Origin of the sequence: Brevibacillus reuszeri, from assembly GCF_002897295.1 — a bacterium.
Lineage (GTDB): Bacteria > Bacillota > Bacilli > Brevibacillales > Brevibacillaceae > Brevibacillus > Brevibacillus reuszeri_A.
Map to the genome: position 1 here is coordinate 38,357 of NZ_BEXF01000020.1, position 20,613 is coordinate 58,969.

At 45.5% G+C, this 20,613-nt stretch carries 19 protein-coding genes; 9 read left to right on the forward strand and 10 right to left on the reverse strand.

What is annotated here, in order from left to right:
- Nucleotides 1-34 precede the first annotated feature (34 nt).
- The 3 genes from C3B52_RS25385 to C3B52_RS25395 all read right to left on the reverse strand — a co-directional run bounded on the left by C3B52_RS25385 (nucleotide 35) and on the right by C3B52_RS25395 (nucleotide 2,685).
- Nucleotides 35-460 carry a VOC family protein gene (locus tag C3B52_RS25385; RefSeq protein WP_103109179.1) on the reverse strand — a complete coding sequence of 142 codons (426 nt, stop codon included), beginning with the start codon at nucleotides 458-460 and terminating at the stop codon, nucleotides 35-37.
- A gap of 218 nt (nucleotides 461-678) precedes the next feature.
- Nucleotides 679-1,869: a copper amine oxidase N-terminal domain-containing protein gene (locus tag C3B52_RS36775; RefSeq protein WP_164684923.1), complete on the reverse strand. Its 1,191-nt coding sequence runs from the start codon at nucleotides 1,867-1,869 to the stop codon at nucleotides 679-681.
- Between the two features lie 123 nt (nucleotides 1,870-1,992).
- Nucleotides 1,993-2,685 carry a LuxR C-terminal-related transcriptional regulator gene (locus C3B52_RS25395; RefSeq protein ID WP_103109181.1) on the reverse strand — a complete coding sequence of 231 codons (693 nt, stop codon included), beginning with the start codon at nucleotides 2,683-2,685 and terminating at the stop codon, nucleotides 1,993-1,995.
- A gap of 148 nt (nucleotides 2,686-2,833) precedes the next feature.
- On the opposite strand from C3B52_RS25395, the gene C3B52_RS25400 reads away from it, so the two are divergent.
- The 5 genes from C3B52_RS25400 to C3B52_RS25420 all read left to right on the forward strand — a co-directional run bounded on the left by C3B52_RS25400 (nucleotide 2,834) and on the right by C3B52_RS25420 (nucleotide 7,054).
- Nucleotides 2,834-3,772 (forward strand): alpha/beta hydrolase, encoded by a 939-nt coding sequence (locus C3B52_RS25400; RefSeq protein WP_235615857.1) that lies wholly within the window; start codon nucleotides 2,834-2,836, stop codon nucleotides 3,770-3,772.
- Between the two features lie 8 nt (nucleotides 3,773-3,780).
- The gene (locus tag C3B52_RS25405; RefSeq protein ID WP_235615858.1) at nucleotides 3,781-5,436 is read left to right on the forward strand and encodes a flavin-containing monooxygenase; all 1,656 of its coding nucleotides are present in this window, start codon (nucleotides 3,781-3,783) and stop codon (nucleotides 5,434-5,436) included.
- 63 nt (nucleotides 5,437-5,499) lie between these two features.
- A complete protein-coding gene (locus C3B52_RS25410; RefSeq protein WP_103109182.1) occupies nucleotides 5,500-6,234 on the forward strand; it encodes an SDR family NAD(P)-dependent oxidoreductase in 735 nt (244 codons plus the stop codon).
- Nucleotides 6,235-6,374: 140 nt separating this feature from the next.
- Entirely contained in the window at nucleotides 6,375-6,677 is a 303-nt protein-coding gene (locus tag C3B52_RS25415) for an AbrB/MazE/SpoVT family DNA-binding domain-containing protein (RefSeq protein ID WP_103109183.1), read from the forward strand.
- Nucleotides 6,677-7,054 carry a type II toxin-antitoxin system PemK/MazF family toxin gene (locus C3B52_RS25420; protein WP_103109184.1) on the forward strand — a complete coding sequence of 126 codons (378 nt, stop codon included), beginning with the start codon at nucleotides 6,677-6,679 and terminating at the stop codon, nucleotides 7,052-7,054. The genes C3B52_RS25415 and C3B52_RS25420 overlap by 1 nt, the downstream gene beginning before the upstream one ends.
- Before the next feature lie 63 nt (nucleotides 7,055-7,117).
- On the opposite strand, the gene C3B52_RS25425 is transcribed toward C3B52_RS25420, so the two are convergent.
- Entirely contained in the window at nucleotides 7,118-7,639 is a 522-nt protein-coding gene (locus C3B52_RS25425; protein ID WP_103109185.1) for an ankyrin repeat domain-containing protein, read from the reverse strand.
- 189 nt (nucleotides 7,640-7,828) lie between these two features.
- On the opposite strand from C3B52_RS25425, the gene C3B52_RS25430 reads away from it, so the two are divergent.
- Nucleotides 7,829-8,431, forward strand: coding sequence for a hypothetical protein (locus C3B52_RS25430; RefSeq protein WP_103109186.1), 603 nt, complete (start codon nucleotides 7,829-7,831; stop codon nucleotides 8,429-8,431).
- Between the two features lie 84 nt (nucleotides 8,432-8,515).
- Here C3B52_RS25430 and C3B52_RS25435 read toward each other — a convergent pair whose 3' ends face one another.
- Together C3B52_RS25435 and C3B52_RS25440 are read right to left on the reverse strand one after the other, a co-directional pair.
- Nucleotides 8,516-8,941, reverse strand: coding sequence for an NUDIX domain-containing protein (locus tag C3B52_RS25435; protein WP_103109187.1), 426 nt, complete (start codon nucleotides 8,939-8,941; stop codon nucleotides 8,516-8,518).
- 15 nt (nucleotides 8,942-8,956) lie between these two features.
- On the reverse strand, nucleotides 8,957-10,273 hold the full coding sequence (locus tag C3B52_RS25440; protein ID WP_235615859.1) for a serine hydrolase domain-containing protein: 1,317 nt from the start codon (nucleotides 10,271-10,273) through the stop codon (nucleotides 8,957-8,959).
- Between the two features lie 111 nt (nucleotides 10,274-10,384).
- Here C3B52_RS25440 and C3B52_RS25445 point away from each other — a divergent pair, with 111 nt between their 5' ends.
- A complete protein-coding gene (locus C3B52_RS25445) occupies nucleotides 10,385-11,188 on the forward strand; it encodes a WecB/TagA/CpsF family glycosyltransferase (protein ID WP_235615860.1) in 804 nt (267 codons plus the stop codon).
- Between the two features lie 39 nt (nucleotides 11,189-11,227).
- On the opposite strand, the gene C3B52_RS25450 is transcribed toward C3B52_RS25445, so the two are convergent.
- Entirely contained in the window at nucleotides 11,228-12,046 is an 819-nt protein-coding gene (locus tag C3B52_RS25450) for a hypothetical protein (protein ID WP_103109189.1), read from the reverse strand.
- Between the two features lie 95 nt (nucleotides 12,047-12,141).
- On the opposite strand from C3B52_RS25450, the gene C3B52_RS25455 reads away from it, so the two are divergent.
- Nucleotides 12,142-12,723, forward strand: a complete 582-nt coding sequence (locus C3B52_RS25455) for a type 1 glutamine amidotransferase family protein (protein ID WP_103109190.1) — start codon at nucleotides 12,142-12,144, stop codon at nucleotides 12,721-12,723.
- 41 nt (nucleotides 12,724-12,764) lie between these two features.
- Here C3B52_RS25455 and C3B52_RS38100 read toward each other — a convergent pair whose 3' ends face one another.
- Nucleotides 12,765-13,070 (reverse strand): DUF6713 family protein, encoded by a 306-nt coding sequence (locus tag C3B52_RS38100; RefSeq protein ID WP_306418834.1) that lies wholly within the window; start codon nucleotides 13,068-13,070, stop codon nucleotides 12,765-12,767.
- A 1,126-nt stretch (nucleotides 13,071-14,196) separates the two neighbouring features.
- On the opposite strand from C3B52_RS38100, the gene C3B52_RS25465 reads away from it, so the two are divergent.
- Nucleotides 14,197-18,174 (forward strand): cadherin-like beta sandwich domain-containing protein, encoded by a 3,978-nt coding sequence (locus C3B52_RS25465; RefSeq protein WP_103109192.1) that lies wholly within the window; start codon nucleotides 14,197-14,199, stop codon nucleotides 18,172-18,174.
- Between the two features lie 254 nt (nucleotides 18,175-18,428).
- Here the strand turns inward: C3B52_RS25465 and C3B52_RS25470 are convergent, their stop codons facing one another.
- Together C3B52_RS25470 and rlmD are read right to left on the reverse strand one after the other, a co-directional pair.
- A complete protein-coding gene (locus tag C3B52_RS25470) occupies nucleotides 18,429-18,998 on the reverse strand; it encodes an SF0329 family protein (RefSeq protein ID WP_103109193.1) in 570 nt (189 codons plus the stop codon).
- Nucleotides 18,999-19,123: 125 nt separating this feature from the next.
- Nucleotides 19,124-20,548 carry a 23S rRNA (uracil(1939)-C(5))-methyltransferase RlmD gene (rlmD, locus tag C3B52_RS25475; protein WP_103109194.1) on the reverse strand — a complete coding sequence of 475 codons (1,425 nt, stop codon included), beginning with the start codon at nucleotides 20,546-20,548 and terminating at the stop codon, nucleotides 19,124-19,126.
- Nucleotides 20,549-20,613 lie beyond the last annotated feature (65 nt).

Consider the following 20,613-nt stretch of genomic DNA (forward strand, 5'->3'; position numbering starts at 1 on the left):
TGCGTTAGAGGCGATCAGAGCCGTTGATTTGGAATTACTGGTTACCCTCTGTGAAGATTTGGAATGTGATGCCGAACTTGTCCTTCACATTTCCGTATGCAGGGCTAAAATGAGTTTCTTGCAACGGCATATGTACTTGACCGCCATCTTGCAAGGCATCAAAGATTCGTTTGGATTTCTCAACATCGTCAGATACGATACAGATGGTTACTTGATCACCTTTTGGAATCGATTGACCAGGGAATGAATCAGAGAACATCAAGTCGGAATCGCCAACTTTTAACGATGCGTGTGCCACGCGGTCTTTTGCTTCGTCTGGAAGAGGGAAATCAGGATTTGCAGGCATGTCAGCGAAAGTTTGAACAAAAACAACCTTGGCATCCAATGCTTTTTCATAGAATGCAATCGCTTCTCTCGTGTCTCCATCCAGCACAACATAAGGGGTCAAGCGCAATGACATGATAAAGTCCTCCTTGGTCACTCTGATTTAGGGTATGTTGGAAGTTTCATATACCAATATTACCCACAAGTTTATTTTAATATACGGAACGTATGTTTGCAATTATTGTTTTGTAAAGATTATTGATGAGAAGAATAGACATTTGACGAAGAAAGAAAGAAAAAACCACCGATCGGTGTGGTTTCGGTGGTTCACTTTGTTCATGGATTGAGGGAATATTATTGCGCGTCTGCGCTTGCTTCAGTTGCTGCAGAAGCTTCTGTATTTTCCGTAGCTTCCTTGTCGATGATGATCACTGCACCTGTTTCCGGCTCCCATTGAACTTCGGCATTCAATGCCTCGCTCACAAAACGGCTAGGGACAACAGTGGTTCCTTCGACGAGGGTTGCTGGAATGTCGAGTACTTTTTCTTTCCCATTGACGTAAGCAATCTTGTTGTCAATGATGAGCTTCACGACGACACCGCCGCGGGTAACAGTGACTGATTTATCTGCCGGGTTCCAGTTGACCTCTGCCTTCAAGGCTTCGGAAATGGAACGAAATGGCACGAGTGTTCTGCCGTTATGCAAAATAGGGGCTGCTTCCAGCTCTTCACCGTTCACGTAGAGACCCAGGTTTTGCTTGCCCAGCTTTTTATACAACAGCCCAAGCTTCTTGTAGGCTTCAATGTCCTTGTAGTTGGCACGCAAAGCTTCCTTACCCATCGAAGCTGCATCTGTCAGATTCCCGTCTTTTTCCAGGATTCCAGCAGCCGCCCACAATGCCGCATCCTTCTCACTTACGCCTCCAAGCTGCTTCTGTTGGTCCAGTGAGAGGAGCATTTCGTATTTTGCTTTCAGCATTTCAGCAACGGCTGCTCCAGCAGGCTTGTCCTGCACACGCTCGATTGCTTTTAGCAGGCCTTCATATTTTTTATAATTGCCGTACGTATCGGATTTAGTGGCTGCTTTTTTTGCTGCTTTTTCTTCTTCCTTCGCTTTTTTGGCGGCTTGCTTGTCTAACTCTTCTTGTGCCTTTTTTGCTTCTTTAGCCGCTTTTTCGGCTTGCTTCTCCAGATCCTCCTGAGCTTTTTTCGCCTCTTTAGCGTCCTTTTCAGCTTGCTTCTCTAAATCTTCCTGAGCTTTTTTTGCTTCTTTCTCAGCTTTTTCAGCTTGCTTCTCTTGCTCTTCCTTGGCTTTTTTGGCTTCTTTCTCAGCCTTTTCCTGCTGCTTCTCTTGCTCTTCCTTGGCTTTTTTCTCTTCTTTTTCAACTTTTTCCTGTTGCTTCTCTTTCTCTTTTTTCTCGTACTTCTCGGATGCTTCCGTGTTTTTGCCAGACTCCTTGTATTTGTCTGACTGCGCTGCTGCTGTACCTGTTACTAGACTGGTTGCCAATAAACAGGAGACAGCAATCATGTGACTTTTTTTCATATGATTCCCCTCCTTATGATGACTCCCATATATAATCGGACAGTTGCGCATAATTGTTTAGGTAATTAATTTGAATTTTACAAAACAATCATATAAATCCTGATAATATGCAAATCTCATAGACTAGGAGATGAAGCCTCTGCGATATAACTCTCCAACTGCATGCGAACGGTTTTGAGCGCCAAGCTTTTTAATAGCTGTCTTTACATATTGCTTCACAGTTACCTCGCTAATTTCCATCGAATCGGCCATTTCCTTTGTGCTTTCTCCCCAGGCGATTTTCCGCATGACCTCCAATTCCCGTTTGCTCAAAAGCGGTGTATCCTCAGCTCCCATCGAGCCATTCATGATTTTCCCCACCTGCTTTCCGTAAAGGGTGAGGGAGGATAGCAGCTCTTCATCGAAATCCTGGTTTGTAAATTCTGAGCTGCAAATATAGCCAATAACGATCGAGCCAAAGCAAATCGGCACGACCAACAAGGAATTGATCGTGGAGGGCATGACGTATTTACTGCTCATTTGCTTTAAATAATCGAGGCCAAAGCAATACTTTGCCTGTCTTTCCCGGATAGCAGAGTACACGATTGGATACGAGCGAACGTCATCCCGAATTTCCCCGATGTGCACGAGACCAGTGGAGTGAAGTGAAATAATCCCCTCGCAAAGGAAGCCCAGAGGGGAGTAGCGCATTAGATACGCATTTAAAACGGGGAAGAGCTCCATATAGACAGTAAGAATGGTATATAGCTGTTCTTCGTGGCTAGTTATAGCTTCAAGCTTGCGAATATGTTCTTGAAAGGTAGATTGAGGGACCATGATACCACCTCCTTTTAAGGTACAGAGCACGGCGAAAATGAGGAATATTCAGATTATACAAATAAAACTATGCTGAAGATAGTCTTGAAAACAGATTTGCACATCGTTACCGTACGAGAAATATCTACGCGAGAAAGGGAGATGTTTTGTGGCGAATCTAGATCCCAAAGCAAAGATACACGTGGAAATGTTTCAAATCCTGTCCGAATTCCCAGCGATGGAACCAGAAGCCGTTCGTGAACTTCTGGCGCAAGCGCCGCCTTTGGAAGTCGAGCTGGCACCGCTGGCAAAGGTAGAGGATCGGTTTATCCCAGTCGGAAAAGATGAGGAAATACGGATACGAGTTTACACGCCGCACGGTGAAGGTCCTTTTCCTTTGTTTGTTTACTATCACGGCGGAGGCTGGGTGATCGGCAGCATCGAGATGACGGATGCGAGCTGCCGCATGATTGCAAATCAAACGGGCAGGATCGTCGTGTCCGTAGACTATCGGCTCGCTCCTGAGAACAAATTTCCGGTACCAGTAGAAGATTGCTATGCGGCACTGCAATGGGTACATGAACATGCGGCGGATATAAATGCAAACGCTTCCAATATTGCGGTAGGTGGTGATAGTGCTGGTGGAAATCTGGCAGCTGTTGTGGCGATGAAAGCAAGGGACGAGGGTGGCCCCGCGATTTCGGCACAGGTCCTCATCTATCCAGTTACGAATCTTGATTACAATACGGGCTCGTATGAGGCTTTCCAAAAAGGCTTCGGGCTCGACCGCGAGCTGATGAAGTGGTTCGGCAATCACTATATAGCGAGACAAGAGGATCAAACAAATAAATATGTAGCTCCCTTGCTTGCCGATGATGTGAGCAAGCTTCCTCCTGCTTTTGTCATTACGGCAGAAAATGATGTACTCCGCGATGAAGGCTTAGCCTATGCCGAGCGCTTGCGGGAAGCCGGTGTCACGGTGGAATCGATGTGCGAAGAGGGCCTAGTGCACGGCTATTTTTCCAATGTGCTGATTTTCTCGGAACGGATTGAAGCGGCAATCGGGAAGATCGCGGAATTTTTGAATGAAAACACGGCAGGGAGGTAGGTGCAGCGATGACAAATACAGAGCAATATCAACAGAAGAAGCAAAAGACGGACTTCGATGCAGTGGTGATTGGGGCAGGTTTTTCGGGTTTGTATATGCTGCATCGTTTGCGGGAGGCGGGCTTCTCGACTCGTGTGTATGAAGCAGGCGATGGTGTCGGGGGCGTATGGTATTGGAATCTCTATCCGGGTGCGCGTTGTGACTCGGAAAGTATCTATTACAACTACACCTTCTCAGATGAGCTGCTGCAGGAATGGACCTGGTCATCCCGCTATCCTGAGCAGCCGGAAATATTGCGCTATCTCAACTATGTCGCAGACAAATTCGATTTGCGCCGGGATATCCAGTTTGAGACGCGGATTACGGCTGCTCACTATGACGAGGAAAATAACTGCTGGAGCATTCATATGGAGGATGGCAGCAGTGTATCTGCGACATATTTTATCTCAGGCGTAGGCTGTCTCTCGGCTGCCAATATTCCTCGTTTTAAAGGCTTGGATGACTTCGAGGGACAATGGTACCACACTGGACACTGGCCACATGAAAAAGTAGATTTCAAAGGAAAGCGAGTCGGGGTCATCGGGAATGGTTCCAGTGGTGTCCAGTCAATCCCTATGATCGCGCAGGAGGCTGAGCAGCTTTTTGTATTTCAGCGCACGCCACAGTTTACGATACCAGCGCGAAATCATCCGTACGATCCCGAGTTCATCCAGAAAACAAAAGAAAACTACCCTCAAATCAGAGAGCAAATGAAAGAGTCGTGGGGCGGGTTCCCAATCGCGCCCAGCGTTCGCTCAGCGCTTGAGGATGCACCGGAAGTACGTCAGGAGGTATATGAGACTGCTTGGGAAAAGGGCGGATTTTTCCTGACGTATACGTATCACGATCTGACGATGGATGAGGCTGCGAATGAAACCGTGTCCGACTTTATCCGCTCTAAAATTCGCGAGACGGTTCATAAACCTGAAGTGGCTGAAAAGCTGTTGCCTACTTACTATTTCGGAACCAAGCGTCCGATTTTGGATACACACTATTTTGAGACCTACAACCGCGAGAATGTCACACTAATAGACGTCAAAAGTGCACCGATTGAGGAAATCACAGCAAAAGGTTTGCGCACGGCAGAAGCAGAGTATGAGCTTGATGTTCTTGTGTTTGCCACCGGCTATGACGGTATGACGGGTCCATTGCTGAAGATAGATATCCGTGGAAAAGACGGCTTGACGCTGAAAGAAAAGTGGAATGAAGGAGCACATGTGCAGACGTATCTCGGGATTGCCAACGCAGGGTTCCCCAACTTTTTTATGATCACAGGCCCGGAAAGTCCGTCTGTACTGGCAAACATGCCGCTCGCCATCGAACAGCATGTAGAGTGGATTGGGGATTGCGTCGAATACTTGCGCGACCATGGTATCGAAAAGATAGAAGCAACAGAAGAGGCTGAGACAGCTTGGAGCAGCCATTGCCGAGAAGTGGCAGATGCTACGCTGTATCCAAAGGCAGATTCCTGGTACACAGGTGCCAATATTGCAGGAAAGCCGCGCAGCTTTTTAATTTATCTATCGGTGGCTTCGGACCGTATCGACGGATTTGTCAGGAGGTCGCTGCAAAGGGATATGATGGCTTTTCTTTGGTGTCACAGCCAAAGACAGTGTCGTAAATAGACGAGCTTGCATGATCGTTGAATAGAGAAACACAGCCAAAATCGTATGAAGGAGGAATGAAACATGTCTGAAACGAATCGCGTCGCCGTTATTACGGGAGCAGGCGGAGGGATTGGGCGGTCTGCCAGCCTGAAGCTTGCGGAAAAAGGGATGAGCGTCGTACTCGTCGATTTTGATGAAAAGGGTGGAAATGAAACACTGCACCTCATCCGGGAAAACGGCGGTGAGGGGATGTTCATCCACGCCGATGTTTCCAAAAATGCAGATGTGGAGAAATTCGTTCAAGCTGCTAAAGAGACGTATGGAAGAATTGACGTGTTTTTCAATAACGCAGGGATTCTCGGCACGCCTTCACTATTAGGCGATTACAGCGAAGAGATGTTCGACCGGATCATTTCCGTAAACCTGAAAGGAGTTTTTCTAGGTTTAAAGCATGTGCTGAAAGTTATGGAGGAGCAGCACGCTGGAGTCATCATCAATACAGCCTCTGCAGCAGGAGTGAAAAGCTGTGAATACTTGGGCGGATATGCGGCAAGTAAGCATGGTGTCGTTGGCTTGACGAAAACGGCTGCAGTCGAGTACGGACCAAAAGGAATCAGGGTCAATGCGATATGTCCGGGTGGCGTCATGACCAATATGACAAAGGGAATGGAATTGAACAATCCAGAGCAGAACGGACCGCTGAGACGCCCAGCCGTGCCTGAGGAAATTGCCAATGTCGTATGTTTTTTGGCTTCGGATGAGTCTAGCTATATGAATGGGGCGATCGTTACGATTGATGGTGGGCTCACGACATAGAAGCAATTCCTAGCTTTAATAGGGAATAAATCCAAAAAGGCTTTGCACTGAATGCAAGGCCTTTTTTCGTTATTCAACGTATCAATTCTATCTTTCAAGTATATACTGTGTATATACTTTAGTGGGAGGTTGTGGTAACGTTGAATCAAAAGGAAAAGAAAGGATTGGTCTATTTGACAACCGCAACCGTACGTAAGTGGGGAAACAGTCTGGCTGTCCGAATTCCTCAAGAAGTATCTGAATTGGTGAAATTTGCTGATGGTGTCGAGGTTGAAATGTGTGTTACTGATAATAAGGAAGTCATTTTACGCCCAGTGATCCCAGCTGCTGAAGATCAAGAAGCCCTCCGCAAGCATTTTCTGGCGCTCCGCGCAAAATGCAAACCAGGTAATAGTGCACATGAAGAGGTGTTTGCGGAACCAATGGGGGATGAGATCATTTAATGGCGATTACAGGAGATGTAGAACGAGGAAGCGTCGTTTGGTTGAACATGCACCCAACGAGGGGGCACGAACAAAATGGTTGGCGAGCTGCAGTCGTGTTATCAGATGGACTTATTGATCCGGGTAATTCAGCTTTTGCTATGATTGTTCCGATCACGACCCAAGAAAAAGAGTATCCTTTTGAGGTTAAGATTCCACCAGGGATCGATACAACTTATCCACGGGTACCGTTCACGGAACTCAGCGGCGTGGTACTTACTGACCAAGCAAAGTCACTTGACCTTAGTGCTAGAAATGCGGTGGTAATTGGTAAAGTTGACCCTACATCGTGTTTCTATCAGCAGATTATCACGAATGTGCGCTCAATTCTCGCCTAAAAGTAAGACATAAAAAGGAAATGGTACGAAGCCCCTCTACAGTAAGGGGCTTCGTTAAAAGAGTCAAAGCGAAACTCCACTCTGCCGAAGAAGCTCGGCAACAGCATGGTTTCCTTGCTTGATCGCGAGCGCTAAGGCGGTTTCGCTTCCCTCTGCACAAGCATTCACGTCGGCTCCATGTGCGAGCAGCAGACGAATCAGCTCTACGTTATCATCGTGATAGGCTGCCGAATGCAGGCACGTATGGCCGTTACTATCGAAAATCGTCGTTTTGGCATTGCGGGACAAAAGCAGTTGAATCACTTCTGGATCGCGCTCTCCGGCGATAGCGGCATGCAAAGCTGTATTGGAAGGGATGTAAGAAACCTTCGAGTGTGAAACGGCATTAACATCCGCACCAGAGTCGAGCAACAGCTGCACAGCAGCCTTATTTCCAAAATGCGCTGCATAGCCTAAAAGTGTAAGTCCATCGCTGTTTTCGATATTGGCGAGGTGCGGATTGACCTCCAGTATAGCTGTTAAGCACTCAGTATTCCCCGATTGTGCTGCCTGAAACAACTCCTCGGTCATCTGGGTGAGTTCCATTTGGCTTGTCCTCCTTATTGGCTTTTGTATTTCCCATGGTAGCAGTGAGCTGAGATCGGATTAATCAAAATTTTGGTCGTTATGCTAATTCATATTTAGTCAGTTGGAAGTATAATGAAATAATGTAAAATTAATTTCTCTCAATAAATCACGGGAATAAACACACTTCGATTAAGGAGCGTGAAGATCATGATTCGCATAGTCTTGATTTTCTTCCTTGCCGTAACACTATTTGGTTGTTCTAAAGCCGCTGATAATTATGAAGCAAATGATAAATATGTAGCTACTACGATTGCGACGAGTGACATTAAGATTTATAAAGAGCCTGATCTTTTAACGTTACTCGATAAAAAAGTAAAAGATGATCATACCATTAAAGATAATGTTAGGATTACTGAAGTTTTACATGATGAGCGTTCTTCATTTGTGAAGTTCGTTTTTGAAGAAAATACAACCTTGATTGAAGGCGTAGCTTACGTTACACAAGAACAAGATGCTTGGAAACTAGAACAACTAGCTGTGCTCCCGGTTGATAGCAAGTCTCCTTTCACCCATCATGAATATGCATCAGCTTTAAATGATGGTACCAACAGAGGGTTTAAAATAGTATCAGGTTATATAAATGAACCTAAAATTAAGGAAATCAGAATTATATATGCCGACAGAGAAATGAGAGTAATAATGATTGGAAAAAATCAGAAGACGTACATAGACTGCGTAATAGGTGATACAGGAAGTATTAAAGAAATTTCGGCGTTGGATGATACTGGTAAAACGATTTTTAAATACTAAGCAAATAAGTTCTCATGACTAGGACTATGAAAGCCGACCTCCAAACAAATAGAAGTGATCGACATATCCACTTGGAGGAGTAGTTTACATGCCTTTCTTTTTCAAGCTGTCGATCGCAGGCAGCATAAAGCATGCGAGATTTTCAGGTAATTGATTGAGGGGGAACCATTTCAAATCCCCGATGGCTCCACCCGGCTCCATATTGCGAGCCTCCCCGCTTTTCACAGTGACCACATAGATGGCAGATACCCAATGCTCGTTATTTTCAGGACGGATCGTTTCCGATGTACAGAGCAGCTCTTTTACTTCTACTTCGAGATCTACTTCTTCTTTTATTTCGCGAATCACGCAATCCTCCAGCTTTTCATAGGGATCTACTTTGCCACCAGGGATGCACCAAGTGTCCTTTTCCGGATTTCGATTGCGCCATACTAGCAAAATTTCGTTTTGTTCGTTCAGGATAACCGCTCCCACTCCAAGGCGAGGGAGGGTAGTTGTTGTTGTAGTCATTTGTTATCACCTAACTTATCTGGGTAGTTGGTCTGTCTTGTGAAGCTGATGCTTTTTGCCGTAGTAGTCTGTATATACAAGACCTTCTAGCTCACCTGCTTTTGAATAAGAAAAAACAAGCTGTTCATTGATCATCTCAGTAACAAAAATCGTGTGTGAAGAACCATGATGAATGGGGACAAGCTTGAATTTATAGAATACACCGTACATTTTGGGAGTAGTCAAATAAAGCTCGTTGTTTTTTACAGAGATGTCCAATATCGTCCCCGGCTCCTTTTCAATAACATAGGAACCCGTCAAGGCAGCTTGCTCGTGAAAGTCGATGGGACGCGCAGGAAGTGGCAAGGACACATTTTCCTGAAACATCATTTTGGCTATCTCTCGGCTTAGATGAGACACAGGGGTGATATTCATATTGCTTAGAAAAATGATCGTAGCTTGATCATCTACAAAGCGGAGAAAATCGCTACAGAAACCACTGATATCTCCAAAATGATGCGTACATTTTTTTCCGATAATCTCAGATACCATCCAGCCACATGCATAGGAAGCGAGATTAGGGGTGAACAATTGCTCTATCAGTTCCTTAGGGAGCAGACTGGATGAGAGCAAGGCTTTGTCCCAAATAAACAGGTCCTCTGTTGTTGAATACAAGCCATATGCTCCTAGAGGAAAAGACATGTCTGCATAAGCGGAATGAATCGGTTCTTCCCAAAAGGAATACCCAGAAGCAAGATTCGGGATGACCTTTCTGCCATCATCACAGCCCGTATGATTCATTCCCAGCGGGTGGCAAATGCTTTCCTGAATGTAATCTGCATAGGACATGCCTGATACTGCTTCGATAATCGCCGTTAAAATGGCATAGCCAGAGTTCGAGTATTCAAATCTGCTTCCTGGTTCAAAATGCAGAGGATGTTCTTTCAATGAAGAGATCAGTTGGTGCAGAGAGGAATGCAGCCTCATGGTGCGCGTCCAAAAGTCAGGAAAACTAGTGTAGTTTGGAATCCCAGATGTATTCGTCAAGCAATGATAAAGGGTGATTCGCTCGCCGTTTGGAAACGCAGGCAAATACTTCGCGATGGGGTCGTGGAGCTTCAATTTTTGCTTTTCATGCAATTGTAAAATGGCAACCGCAGTGAACGCTTTTGTCATGGATCCGATGCGGAATTTGGTTGTTGATGTATTGGGGACATGATGCTCCCGATTTGCCAGACCGAAGCCGCGATTTACGATGACCTCGTTGTTTGATGCGATCAATAGAGATCCGTTTAGATAGCCATTGCGATCGTAGGCTTCGATCCAATCAGTAATGTGATCCTCAAGCAGCATGCGAGTGACCCCCCGAATATTACCAACTCTACTATCTTTTATATCATAGCAAATTGTTAAGGGTAAGACGTAAGTTCAGCGTATATGGTAAAATTCTTCTAATTCACATGGATGAAAGGTGATCATATGGAAGGCTCAGTAACAATTTTAGGAGTACCTTTTTCTAAGCTAACCCTCCATGAAACAACACAGCAATTGACGGAGCATATTCAACAAGAACCGTCCAAGCTGTTCCATCTGATCACGGTGAACCCAGAGATAACCATCACCTATCAAACAGACGAACTGCTGCAAACCATCGTCAAAGAGGCAGACCTGATCACTCCAGACGGAATCGGCATCGTGATGGCCTCAAGACGAACAGGCGAGCCACTTGCTGAGAGAGTGACTGGCTATGATTTGCTGCTTCGACTGTTAGAAAAAGGAAATGAGCACAGCTGGAGCTTCTTTTTTCTAGGGACAGATGAAGAAACGAACCAAAAAGCAGCTGAGGAGGTCAGCAAACACTATCCGCAGGTTGTGGTTGCCGGTCGTCATAACGGTTTTTTTACCGAGGAAGAGGAGGGACAAATTCTTCAAAGCATCCAGCAGACCAGGCCAGATGTACTGATCGTCGCGATGGGGGCTCCCTACTCTGACAAGTGGATCTATAGGAATAAGCACAAGCTGGATGGGGTAAAGGTCGTTTTTGGTGTAGGGGGAAGCCTGGACGTAATCGCAGGAAAAGTAAAGGCCACACCAGAAGTATGGAAGAAGCTGAATTTGGAATGGCTGCATCGACTTCTTACCGTTCCTGTAGCCAAGGGGCAAAAATCACGCTGGCGCAGACAGTCTGCCTTACCGAAATTTGTTTACAGCGCGATTATTAGGGATGGCAGGCACGTGGCCTTGAAGAACGCAAAAAGAGGGGAGTAGTGCCCCTCTTTGTTGTACGGCTCGCAAGGTATGTTTGATTTACTGAATTCGCACAATTCGTCTTGCGTGAACGTCACAATCGAAATCCCCATCGCTGCTCATGAGCTCTTGAATGACTTCGTCTCGATAATGTGGGGAAATGGGCAGCACTCCAAGGATATGATAGCCTCCATGTGCAGCTGTTCCGCCGTCGCCGCCTTTGGAGATGACAGGAGAGTCTACCAGTTCAAATATATAGGGCTCGTAAGCAATGTACAATCCAAAATGGTTAGGCTTTTCAAGGTCTGCGTAATAGCGTTTTTCTTTGCAAATATCTTCTATCAATTTGCGATCCACGTGATCACTAAAAATCATCGAGGTTCCTCCACCACATAAATACTCCCATTCCTCTTCTGTCGGTAATGAGAAGCCACTTCGCTCCAGGTCCGTTTTGATCTCATAGTAGTTAGCCAAATGACCCGACTTGGGGTCTATTCTTTGTACATTTCTCTCTACCAGCATTGGAGCGATTTCAACTTCTCGCAGTGGTGAAAATACGCTTTGCAAATAAGCCTCTGCACTTTGTGAAACCCCTGTAATTTCAAGCTCCTTTTGGATCGCAGATAAGATCATTTCATCTTGCTCTTCTACCTGGTTCCATCCCAGTGTAGCTGTTGCGCCTGGTACAAAGACGAACTCATTTCCAGCTAGCTCAAAAAGGCCAGTCGTAAACGTGTTTTGATCTGAATGAAAGGTTTCCATCGTTTTGAATGTAAAGGCGTGTCCATTGTATCCTTCTAATGCTTTCAACGCTTCGGTTTTTCTCACTGAATCCATGTTTCTCCAGTTTGTTAAGTGAATAATGTTACTTGCGCTCATTTTCTCGCCACCTAAATTTATCTTTCCTGACCATAATTGTCAGTGAAGCTGTTTTACTATTCATTTATACAAAGTTTTACTAGGAGGGAATCACATTGAAGGAAGTATTAATTTTCATAACAGATGGTTTTGCAGATTGGGAGGCCAGTTACGTCAGTTCAGAGCTAAACAAGCCTGGAACAGGATATCGTGTAAAGACAATCGCCATTGATCAGGAAGCCAAGGTTTCAATGGGGGGATTAACAGTACTTCCAGATTATAGCGTAAAAGGATTCAATCCAAATCTCGAAATCGCTATGTTAATCATACCTGGTGGAACGGGATGGAGAGAAGAAAAGAATCAGCAAGCAAAAGTAATTGTGGATTACTGTGTGAAAAAGGATATTCCTGTGGCAGCCATTTGCGATGCTACCACCTTTTTGGGAAACCACGGATACTTGGACAATCATAGACATACAGGCAATACACTGCCTTATTTGAAGCAAGGGGCTCCGAATTACAGAGGAGATCAACATTATGTAGATGCTCAGTCTGTCCGTGATGAGAACCTAATTACGGCGAATGGAAGTGGTGCAGTAGAGTTTTCAAGAGATATTTTGGAGAGATTGGGAGTATTCATAGGCGATGAATTGAATGAATGGTACAAGATATTTAAGCAGGGCTACTTTCCCTCATAGTTTTTTAGTCTGAAAGAAATGCGCGAAAGTAAGAAGGAGTTTCAGGACAGTACCAGTCCAACAAGATGCAAGACACCTAGTACGCCCATTGGATATATAATCATTCTTGAGTACATGTTCGTAAAGTTATTGTTCGGATGCTTCTCAAAGAAAAAATGTAGTATGGAGTGAATGATTAAAAACACATCGATAATGATAAAAGAGATGATGTGGTGGCTTATAAACGAATATAGTAGGATTGCATACAGTGGGAGATGGAGAATTGTAAATGTTTTGAAGGCACGGTTATCATCCATGTCTTTCAAAAAGATAAACAGTTTCCATTCCTTAGCTCTTATTGCATCCATTTCATGCAAGCAGAAAAGAGCAAAATTAATAGAAAAAATCACGAGTAAGATCGATGACAAAATTGCTCACCTCTTCCATATTATTTTACTTAAATTAAAGCACAGTGAAATCGTCGATTCAAAAGAAGGTTTGGTGAATATTTCCACTGGGGACTACTGGAGCAAAATTGTCATTGATCAGAAAAGAAAAAGGCTAAACTCCCGTTGTGTCAAGGGAATTTAGCTTTTTCTCTTATAACTATTTCAACGTTAAAAGTGTCACTGCCTTCACATGCGCCGTTTCGGGTAGCATTTAAATCGTGTTAACTTGGAACAACGAAACTTAACTTAAGTGTTGTTTTTGAGGCTCCTTAAGTATCCATTATCACCATTAACAAATTAAAGTTACACGACTGTGTGGTCAAAAATATGGCCAAAGAATTCCATCATACCTGGGAAAAGACAGGTAACTGATATAAATTTTTGAGTGGTTAGGGGCATTGAGCGGCTGAATTAGTTGTTGATGTAAGTTATATGGAAAATAGGATCTCTGATATAACATTTGCTCGTAAGCTTGCTCAGATAAGTAACCATTCAATTGTACTCAATTCTTTAAGAATGGAACAAATTGTTGAATTCGTTGATAACTAAAGGGATCTGAGGAGAAAGAATAAATTTTGGAGTGCCTACGCTAACGTGAAATTGATAATAAACATCCGCTGTTGTTTTATAAGGTTTATTTGAATGATATAAATTCCCAAAAATTACCGTCACTATCTGTTGGGGTAAGTATAAGTTTAACATTTTCAAAAGTATCAGCAATATTATGGTTTTCGGAAACAATTCATTCATTGTAAGGCTCGGGTGAGTAATTTAGACACTAAAGATGCAGTAGTATTTCCATTTCTATATAGAAGACTTTCCTTCTAAACCTATAGTCGTCTGGATTTTGGTAGTAAAAGTTATCAAATTGTAATTCACATCACACTAATTTGGAATAATTTATGTTAGTGTAGGACGAACAGCTCCTTGAGCTTTGCTACTATAATTGCGAAAAGCTTATCCATTTAACCTGTAACCCCGAAGCTTCATCGATATTACGTTTGTAATCTTTGCGAAAATGAAACTTTTTTACGGAGGAAAATGAATGGAATTAAATCTTTTATTCAGAAAAATTCAGAGGATGATGCGGTTTTCGCTGGGTATATTGTTGGTTGCCGTTTCCTTGGGAATGGGTTTGGGTGTTCAATCCGCGATGGCAGCGACTTGGAACACAGTTAACCACGATTTTAGTGCGTCTTTCATGAATAAGATAGCGTACGGCAATGGAACCTGGCTATTGTTCTCACAATCGGGAGACTTCGGGAAGTCTACAGACGGCACTACATTTGAACGACATTCCAGTAAAACGGCCTTTCCGTGTGAAGTGAACAAAGCGATGCACGTCGGAACACAGTGGATCGCCGGATGCAGCAATGGGAAGGTCTACACACTGGCGGACGGACTGGATCCGGTAGATGTGACCAAATGGGTTGAGCAGACTACTGGCAAATCGGGTAAGCTCGTCTCGATCGCGACCGACGGTGATACGATTGTTGTGGTGGGAGATTCAGGCGGTACACTGCTGACCTCGGTCGATGGTCACAATTGGGTTGACCGTTCGATCCGTAGTGCAGCCGGGTTTAATGATGTTACATATGGTCAAGGCAAGTTTCTGGCAGTAGGCAGGGCATCAGACAACCGCAGTGCTATCTATGCATCAGACGATGGCGAGACATGGAACAAGGTCAATACTGCAACACCGGGCAAACAGTTGTACGGGATTGCCTATAACGGAGCCAAGTTCGTCGCCGTCGGTTTGGAAGGTTATCTCTACGTATCGGATGACGGCGAAAGCTGGGTAGAAAAAACGCCTCCGGCAGGTACCCAATCCATAAGCTTTGCTACCGTTTCTTACGGGGCTGGTCAGTTTTATGTAGGAGGTACTAGCCAAACAATTCTGACCTCTCCGGATGGCTCTACTTTTACCACAGAGATCTCCCGCGGAAGTGCGCAGTCAGTGACCTCAATTGCAGTCGCCAACGGGAAAGCGATCGCAGCGGGCAGTTCAGGTCTTCTCTTATCGGCTGCTGCGGTTCCTCCGATCAGCTCAAATGCTTCGTTGAGCAACTTAACGGTTACGCCGGGTAGTTTGACGTTTAACCCGGCTACGCCGAACTATACGGTTGAGGTTCCGTATGATACAACATCCGTGACCGTCACCCCGACTTTGCAGGATATAACGGCAACGCTGACGGTAAATGGCACGAGCCAAGCCAATGGAGAAGCGACTTCGGTAATGCTGGATGCGGATGGATCGACAGATATCTCGATTGTCGTAACCGCACAGGATGGCATAACAACGAAAACGTATATCATCACCGTGAATAAGCAGGCGCCAGCAAGCAATGGATATTTGTCCTCGTTGAGCGTCAACGACTCACTAGTGTCTGGATTTGTGAAAACGAACTATAGCTACAGTGTGGAAGTGCCGTATGGAACAGATGACATCCATGTGAGCTGGATACCGGATGAACGTAGCACGCTACAAGAATTGAGAGTAAATGGTACGAGCCTACAGCTCGGATCGCCGCCGATCTCCGGGATCAGCTTTCCCCTGAATTTGGGCGAGGTGCGTGTGATCGAGATCCGTGTGAAAGCGCAAGATGGCACGAGCACAAAGTATACACTAATGGTCAAGAGAGTGCTGTCGAACAATGCGAATTTGAGTGATTTGCAAGTGAATCCGGGCGTGCTGACGTTTAAATCGGATACGACGGAGTATACGGTTGAGGTTCCGTTTGGTACAACCTCTGTGACCATCACCCCGACTTTGCAGGATATAACGGCGACGATGAAGCTAAATGGCACGAGCCGTGTCAACGGCGCAGCGGTCACGGTAACGTTGGATGCGGACGGATCGACAGAAATCCCGATTGTCGTAACTGCACAGGATGGCGTAACGACGAAAACGTATAGCATCACCGTGAATGAGGAGGCGCCAGCAAGCAATGGATATTTGTCCTCGTTGAGCGTCGACGGCACACCAGTGTCCGGGTTTGTGAAAACGGACTATAGCTACAGTGTGGAAGTGCCGCATGGAACGGGTAGCATCAATGTTAACTGGCTACTGGATGAACCAAGCACGCAGATACTGCAAGCCGTGAAAATAGACAGTGTGAGCCAACCTCTTGGGCCAATTACTGGTTTGCCCCTGACTCCGGACGTTGCCCGTGTGATCGAGATCCATGTAAAAGCGCAAAACGGCACGATCACGGTGTATACGTTGACTGTCACGGTGACAGCAGCTTTAGTCAATAAAACAGATCTACACGCAAAAGTGACCGAAATTAACAATAAGCATCTGCTAGAAGCAGATTACACGCCAGCGAGCTGGAATGATTTGCAAAACGCGTTGACAGCTGCTCAAACTGTGCTGAATAATCTGAGCGCGACCCAAATACAGGTAGATGATGCGTTAGCAGCGCTGAACGCAGCACATGGTGGACTTGAAAACGTGGTAGCACCCGTTGACAAGTCTGAACTGCAAGCAAAGGTGACCGCCATTACAGCAGAGAATTTGAAGTCTACGGCTTATACAGCCACCAGTTGGCAAGTGTTCCAGACTGCGTTGACACTTGCTAATGATGTACTTTCTAACGCGAGCGCAACACAAGCCGATATCAGTAACGCACTGACTGAATTAACAAATGCGAGAAAAGGCCTGATCCGCGTCAACATTCCGGTAGTGGTCGACAAAAGTGTCCTTCAGTCCACCCTGGCGAAAATCAATGCGGAAAATCTGGAGGAAGCTACGTACAAACCGGAAAGCTGGGAGTCGTTGCAGGATGCATGGACACAAGCAAACAAGGTAATGGCTGATTCATCTGCTACCCAGGTTGAGGTGGATAGAGCGGCGTCTGCGTTGATAGCAGCACGAGATGGACTGATTGAGCAAGGAATTGAAGTGGACAAGAGTAAATTGCAAGCAAAAGTGAATGAAATCATCAATGAGAATTTGCTAGAAGAAGACTATACGAAAGCAAGCTGGGATACGTTGCAGGAAGCGTTAAGAGAAGCCAACGACGTGTTAGACGATCCAAATGCTACCCAGGACGAAGCCTATGCCGAGCTTGCTGCGTTGACAAAAGCGAGACAAGGATTGAAAAAGCAAGCTGACTCTACTGTAGACAAGAGCAAGCTAGATGAAAAAGTGGACGAAATCAAAGATGAAGATTTGCATGAGGCTGACTATACGAAATCCAGCTGGCGTGCTCTTGAAAAAGCGTTGAGAGAAGCCGACGAAGTGCTTGCCGACCCTCATGCCACCCAGGGTGAGGTAGATGAAGTGCTGGCTGCGCTGAAAAAAGCGAGAAAAGCTTTAGAGAAAGCTGAACGGGAAAAAGACCGTGATAGAGATCGAGATAGGGATAGAGATAAAGATAAAAACGAGAATAATAACGATCGGGAAAATAGCACCCTTGGAAGTGGCACAGGTACACCAGAAGCAGGTGATGAAAAGAATGACCAAAAAGGCTATATGAACGGCTACACAAGTGGGAATTTCGAACCGGATCGAAGTGTAACTCGTGCAGAATTGGCAATGATTCTGGTAAATACAGGCATGGTCAAACCAGTAACATCTGTAAATGGGTATTTTTTTGATGTAGCTGAAAACTACTGGGCGGCCGATGCTATTAAACGTGCGAACGAGGCAGGTTTGATGAACGGGTATGCGAACGGTATGTTTAATCCGACAGATGGAGTCACCCGTGAGGAAATGGCTGTGATTCTCTTCAGATATCGCGGATTAAGAGATGACGGGATGAATAACAGCTTCTCCGATGTAGCAGGCGATCACTGGTCGGCTCAGATGATTGCAGCGGTTAGCAAAGAAGGACTGGTGTCCGGTTATCCGGACGGTAGGTTCTTACCAGAGAAAGAATTAACGCGTGCAGAATTGGTAACGATTCTGAATCGATTGCTGACTGAGGAACAGTTGAATCATGTAAGTGGACAAACTTGGCCGGATGTACCACCAACTCACTGGGCATTCAAAGATATTGAAGCAGCGTCCAAAAAATAAGGATCAATCAAACATTCAATCCGCAGTAATATGAAGTGCACCCCAGTTGGTTAGTCACGACTAACAATTGGGGTGCACTTCTGTGGTTAATGTTCTTTCCTTGACTCCAGAGCTTCACGCTCCGCTACGTAAGAATGAGTTCGAAATCATCACCACCGTGTCCAAGTGACAGGTGATCCTTATGATCTATGACCACTTATGGATAGTAAATGACAAGAAATCTACTTTGAGACGAGTCAAGACCATTCCAGTTTTCATAACGAACGAAGCCGTAGTTCATAAAAATACTGCACAATGGGATGCTTTAGCTTTATCTTTTCGGACATGTTTACAATCCGCTTTTTTCCAACTCGTCTGTCCACCAAGGCTAGAATATTCAATAAGATATCATGGCTCTCTATGCTTTCTTCTATCGAACTAGATAAAAACGTAGTAGCCACAACGTTAAAATTTGATTTACTTAAAGAAGCCTGTGCTGACAAAAGCTCCTTGGCATATTCTGTTATTTTTCTATTTCTTGCAATGACTTTTAGACGATCCTCAGGAACCATTCCCTTGGTCTCTTCTCTGACCGCTTCCATTTCTTCATTGGTGATCGGGATTTGGATATCTGCATCATTCTTGATTTCCTGCTCGGTTTGATACCATTTGATCGTGCTAGTTCGATCACTCATATTGAATACGTTCTTTTTATCTACGGAAATGTAACAAATACCTGCTTTATCAGGTAAATAACGGTAACTGGTTGCGCGGTATTCGACCCTTCCCTGTAACGAAGGGCAGAGAAAACTCTCTAGTTGTTGCTTCAATTTGCTCCAGGACATGTATCCTCCTATGTTTTCAAATGTTGATTCCCAGTATATTAATGATAACGAATGACAACAGGATAAGGAAATTCGTAACGATGTTATGAATTCCTTATCCCACTGAGCTTACGAGGGGCGCGATATCATTTTGTGCCCTTCCATTTAAGCAATGTCACTGCTTCCACATGCGCCGTATGCGGAAACATATCCACCGGCTGCACATGCTTCAATTCATACTTCGCCAGCAGCTTCCCAATATCCTTTGCAAGCGTAGACGGATTACAGGACACATACACAATCTTCTTCGGGGTAACTTCAAGCAAGGAACGGATCAGCGCATCGTCCAATCCGGTACGCGGAGGATCGACCACAACAACGTCGGGCTTCACTCCTTGCTTGGCCCACTGCGGCATCAATACCTCAGCGCGCCCTACATGAAACTGGGCATTCGTCGCCTGATTCCGCTCAGCATTTTTCCGGGCATCTTCTACAGCCTCTGGAATCAGCTCAATTCCGCGTACTTCCCGGGCAAATGGAGCGAGCCAGAGGGAGATGGTTCCAGTCCCACAATACAAATCAAGCAAAAGCTCGCTGCCGGTCAGTCCGGCGGCTTTTTTTACTTCATCGTACAGCTTGTGAGTTTGCTCAGGATTCAGCTGAAAAAAGGCACGAGCAGACAAGTCAAAGGAAAGCTCGCCAAGCTTTTCTGCGATGTACGGTCGTCCCCACAGTTCACGGGTGGTCTCGCCGAAGATGACGGATGTCTTTTGAGCGTTGACGTTTTGCACGATGCTGACCAACTCGGGCAGTTGCGTACGCAGCTCCAGAATCAATTCCTTAACACGCGGAATCTCCTGGGTAGCGGTCACGAGGGTAAGCTGTGTTTCTCCTGTGGCAAATGCGACACGGGCCACTACGGTACGAATGACGCCAGTTCGCTTGCGCTCCTCATATACAGGAATACCCAGCTTCTGTATGATTTGCTTGGCAGTGCGAACGATGGCTGTCGTTGCTTCATGCTGCACTTGGCAAGTCTCCAAATCGACAAGCTGATGCGTACCTGTCTGATACAGTCCAGCGACCAGCTTGCCGTCCCGTTTGCCGACCTGAAACTGAGCTTTGTTTCGATACCCCCAAGGGTTGTCCATGCCAATAGTAGGTGCTACCGGCGGATTTTCCAAACGGGCGTACTTGCGGAGCGATTCGATCACAAGCTCCTGCTTCGAGGCGAGCTGCGCCTTGTAATCCATATGCTGTAGACTGCAGCCGCCGCACTCCTCGTACACGGGACAAGGTGCTTTTGTTCGTGCAGGTGACTTTTCTACGACCTTCAATAATCGCGCTGTGGCGTATTTTTCTTTTACCTCTGTTACTTGTGCATGGATCACTTCACCTGGCAGTGCTTTATCTACGAAGACAATTTTCCGTTTAAAATAGCCAATCCCTTCGCCGTTGATTCCCAGGCTTTTTATGGTTAGGGTCATTTGCTGACCGACAGTGAGCTTCGTCTCTTCTTGCTTTCCGTCCCGGGGACGGACGTCCTTTTGATGCTTGGCTGATGACTTCATGGGGCGTGGCTCTCCTTATTTCATGATGGTTTCTATTATACATGGATTCCCCCTACAGACCCAAG

Coding starts and splice junctions, on each gene's coding strand:
- C3B52_RS25410 (WP_103109182.1), top strand. CDS start 5,500: ATGTCTGAAACGAATCGCGTCGCCGTTATTACGGGAGCAGGCGGAGGG.
- C3B52_RS25450 (WP_103109189.1), bottom strand. CDS start 12,046: ATGAGCGCAAGTAACATTATTCACTTAACAAACTGGAGAAACATGGAT.
- C3B52_RS36775 (WP_164684923.1), bottom strand. CDS start 1,869: ATGAAAAAAAGTCACATGATTGCTGTCTCCTGTTTATTGGCAACCAGT.
- rlmD (WP_103109194.1), bottom strand. CDS start 20,548: ATGAAGTCATCAGCCAAGCATCAAAAGGACGTCCGTCCCCGGGACGGA.
- C3B52_RS25435 (WP_103109187.1), bottom strand. CDS start 8,941: ATGACTACAACAACAACTACCCTCCCTCGCCTTGGAGTGGGAGCGGTT.
- C3B52_RS25470 (WP_103109193.1), bottom strand. CDS start 18,998: ATGTCCTGGAGCAAATTGAAGCAACAACTAGAGAGTTTTCTCTGCCCT.
- C3B52_RS25385 (WP_103109179.1), bottom strand. CDS start 460: ATGTCATTGCGCTTGACCCCTTATGTTGTGCTGGATGGAGACACGAGA.
- C3B52_RS25420 (WP_103109184.1), top strand. CDS start 6,677: ATGGCGATTACAGGAGATGTAGAACGAGGAAGCGTCGTTTGGTTGAAC.
- C3B52_RS25405 (WP_235615858.1), top strand. CDS start 3,781: ATGACAAATACAGAGCAATATCAACAGAAGAAGCAAAAGACGGACTTC.
- C3B52_RS25430 (WP_103109186.1), top strand. CDS start 7,829: ATGATTCGCATAGTCTTGATTTTCTTCCTTGCCGTAACACTATTTGGT.
- C3B52_RS25425 (WP_103109185.1), bottom strand. CDS start 7,639: ATGGAACTCACCCAGATGACCGAGGAGTTGTTTCAGGCAGCACAATCG.
- C3B52_RS38100 (WP_306418834.1), bottom strand. CDS start 13,070: ATGGATGCAATAAGAGCTAAGGAATGGAAACTGTTTATCTTTTTGAAA.
- C3B52_RS25445 (WP_235615860.1), top strand. CDS start 10,385: ATGAAAGGTGATCATATGGAAGGCTCAGTAACAATTTTAGGAGTACCT.
- C3B52_RS25465 (WP_103109192.1), top strand. CDS start 14,197: ATGGAATTAAATCTTTTATTCAGAAAAATTCAGAGGATGATGCGGTTT.
- C3B52_RS25395 (WP_103109181.1), bottom strand. CDS start 2,685: ATGGTCCCTCAATCTACCTTTCAAGAACATATTCGCAAGCTTGAAGCT.
- C3B52_RS25440 (WP_235615859.1), bottom strand. CDS start 10,273: ATGCTGCTTGAGGATCACATTACTGATTGGATCGAAGCCTACGATCGC.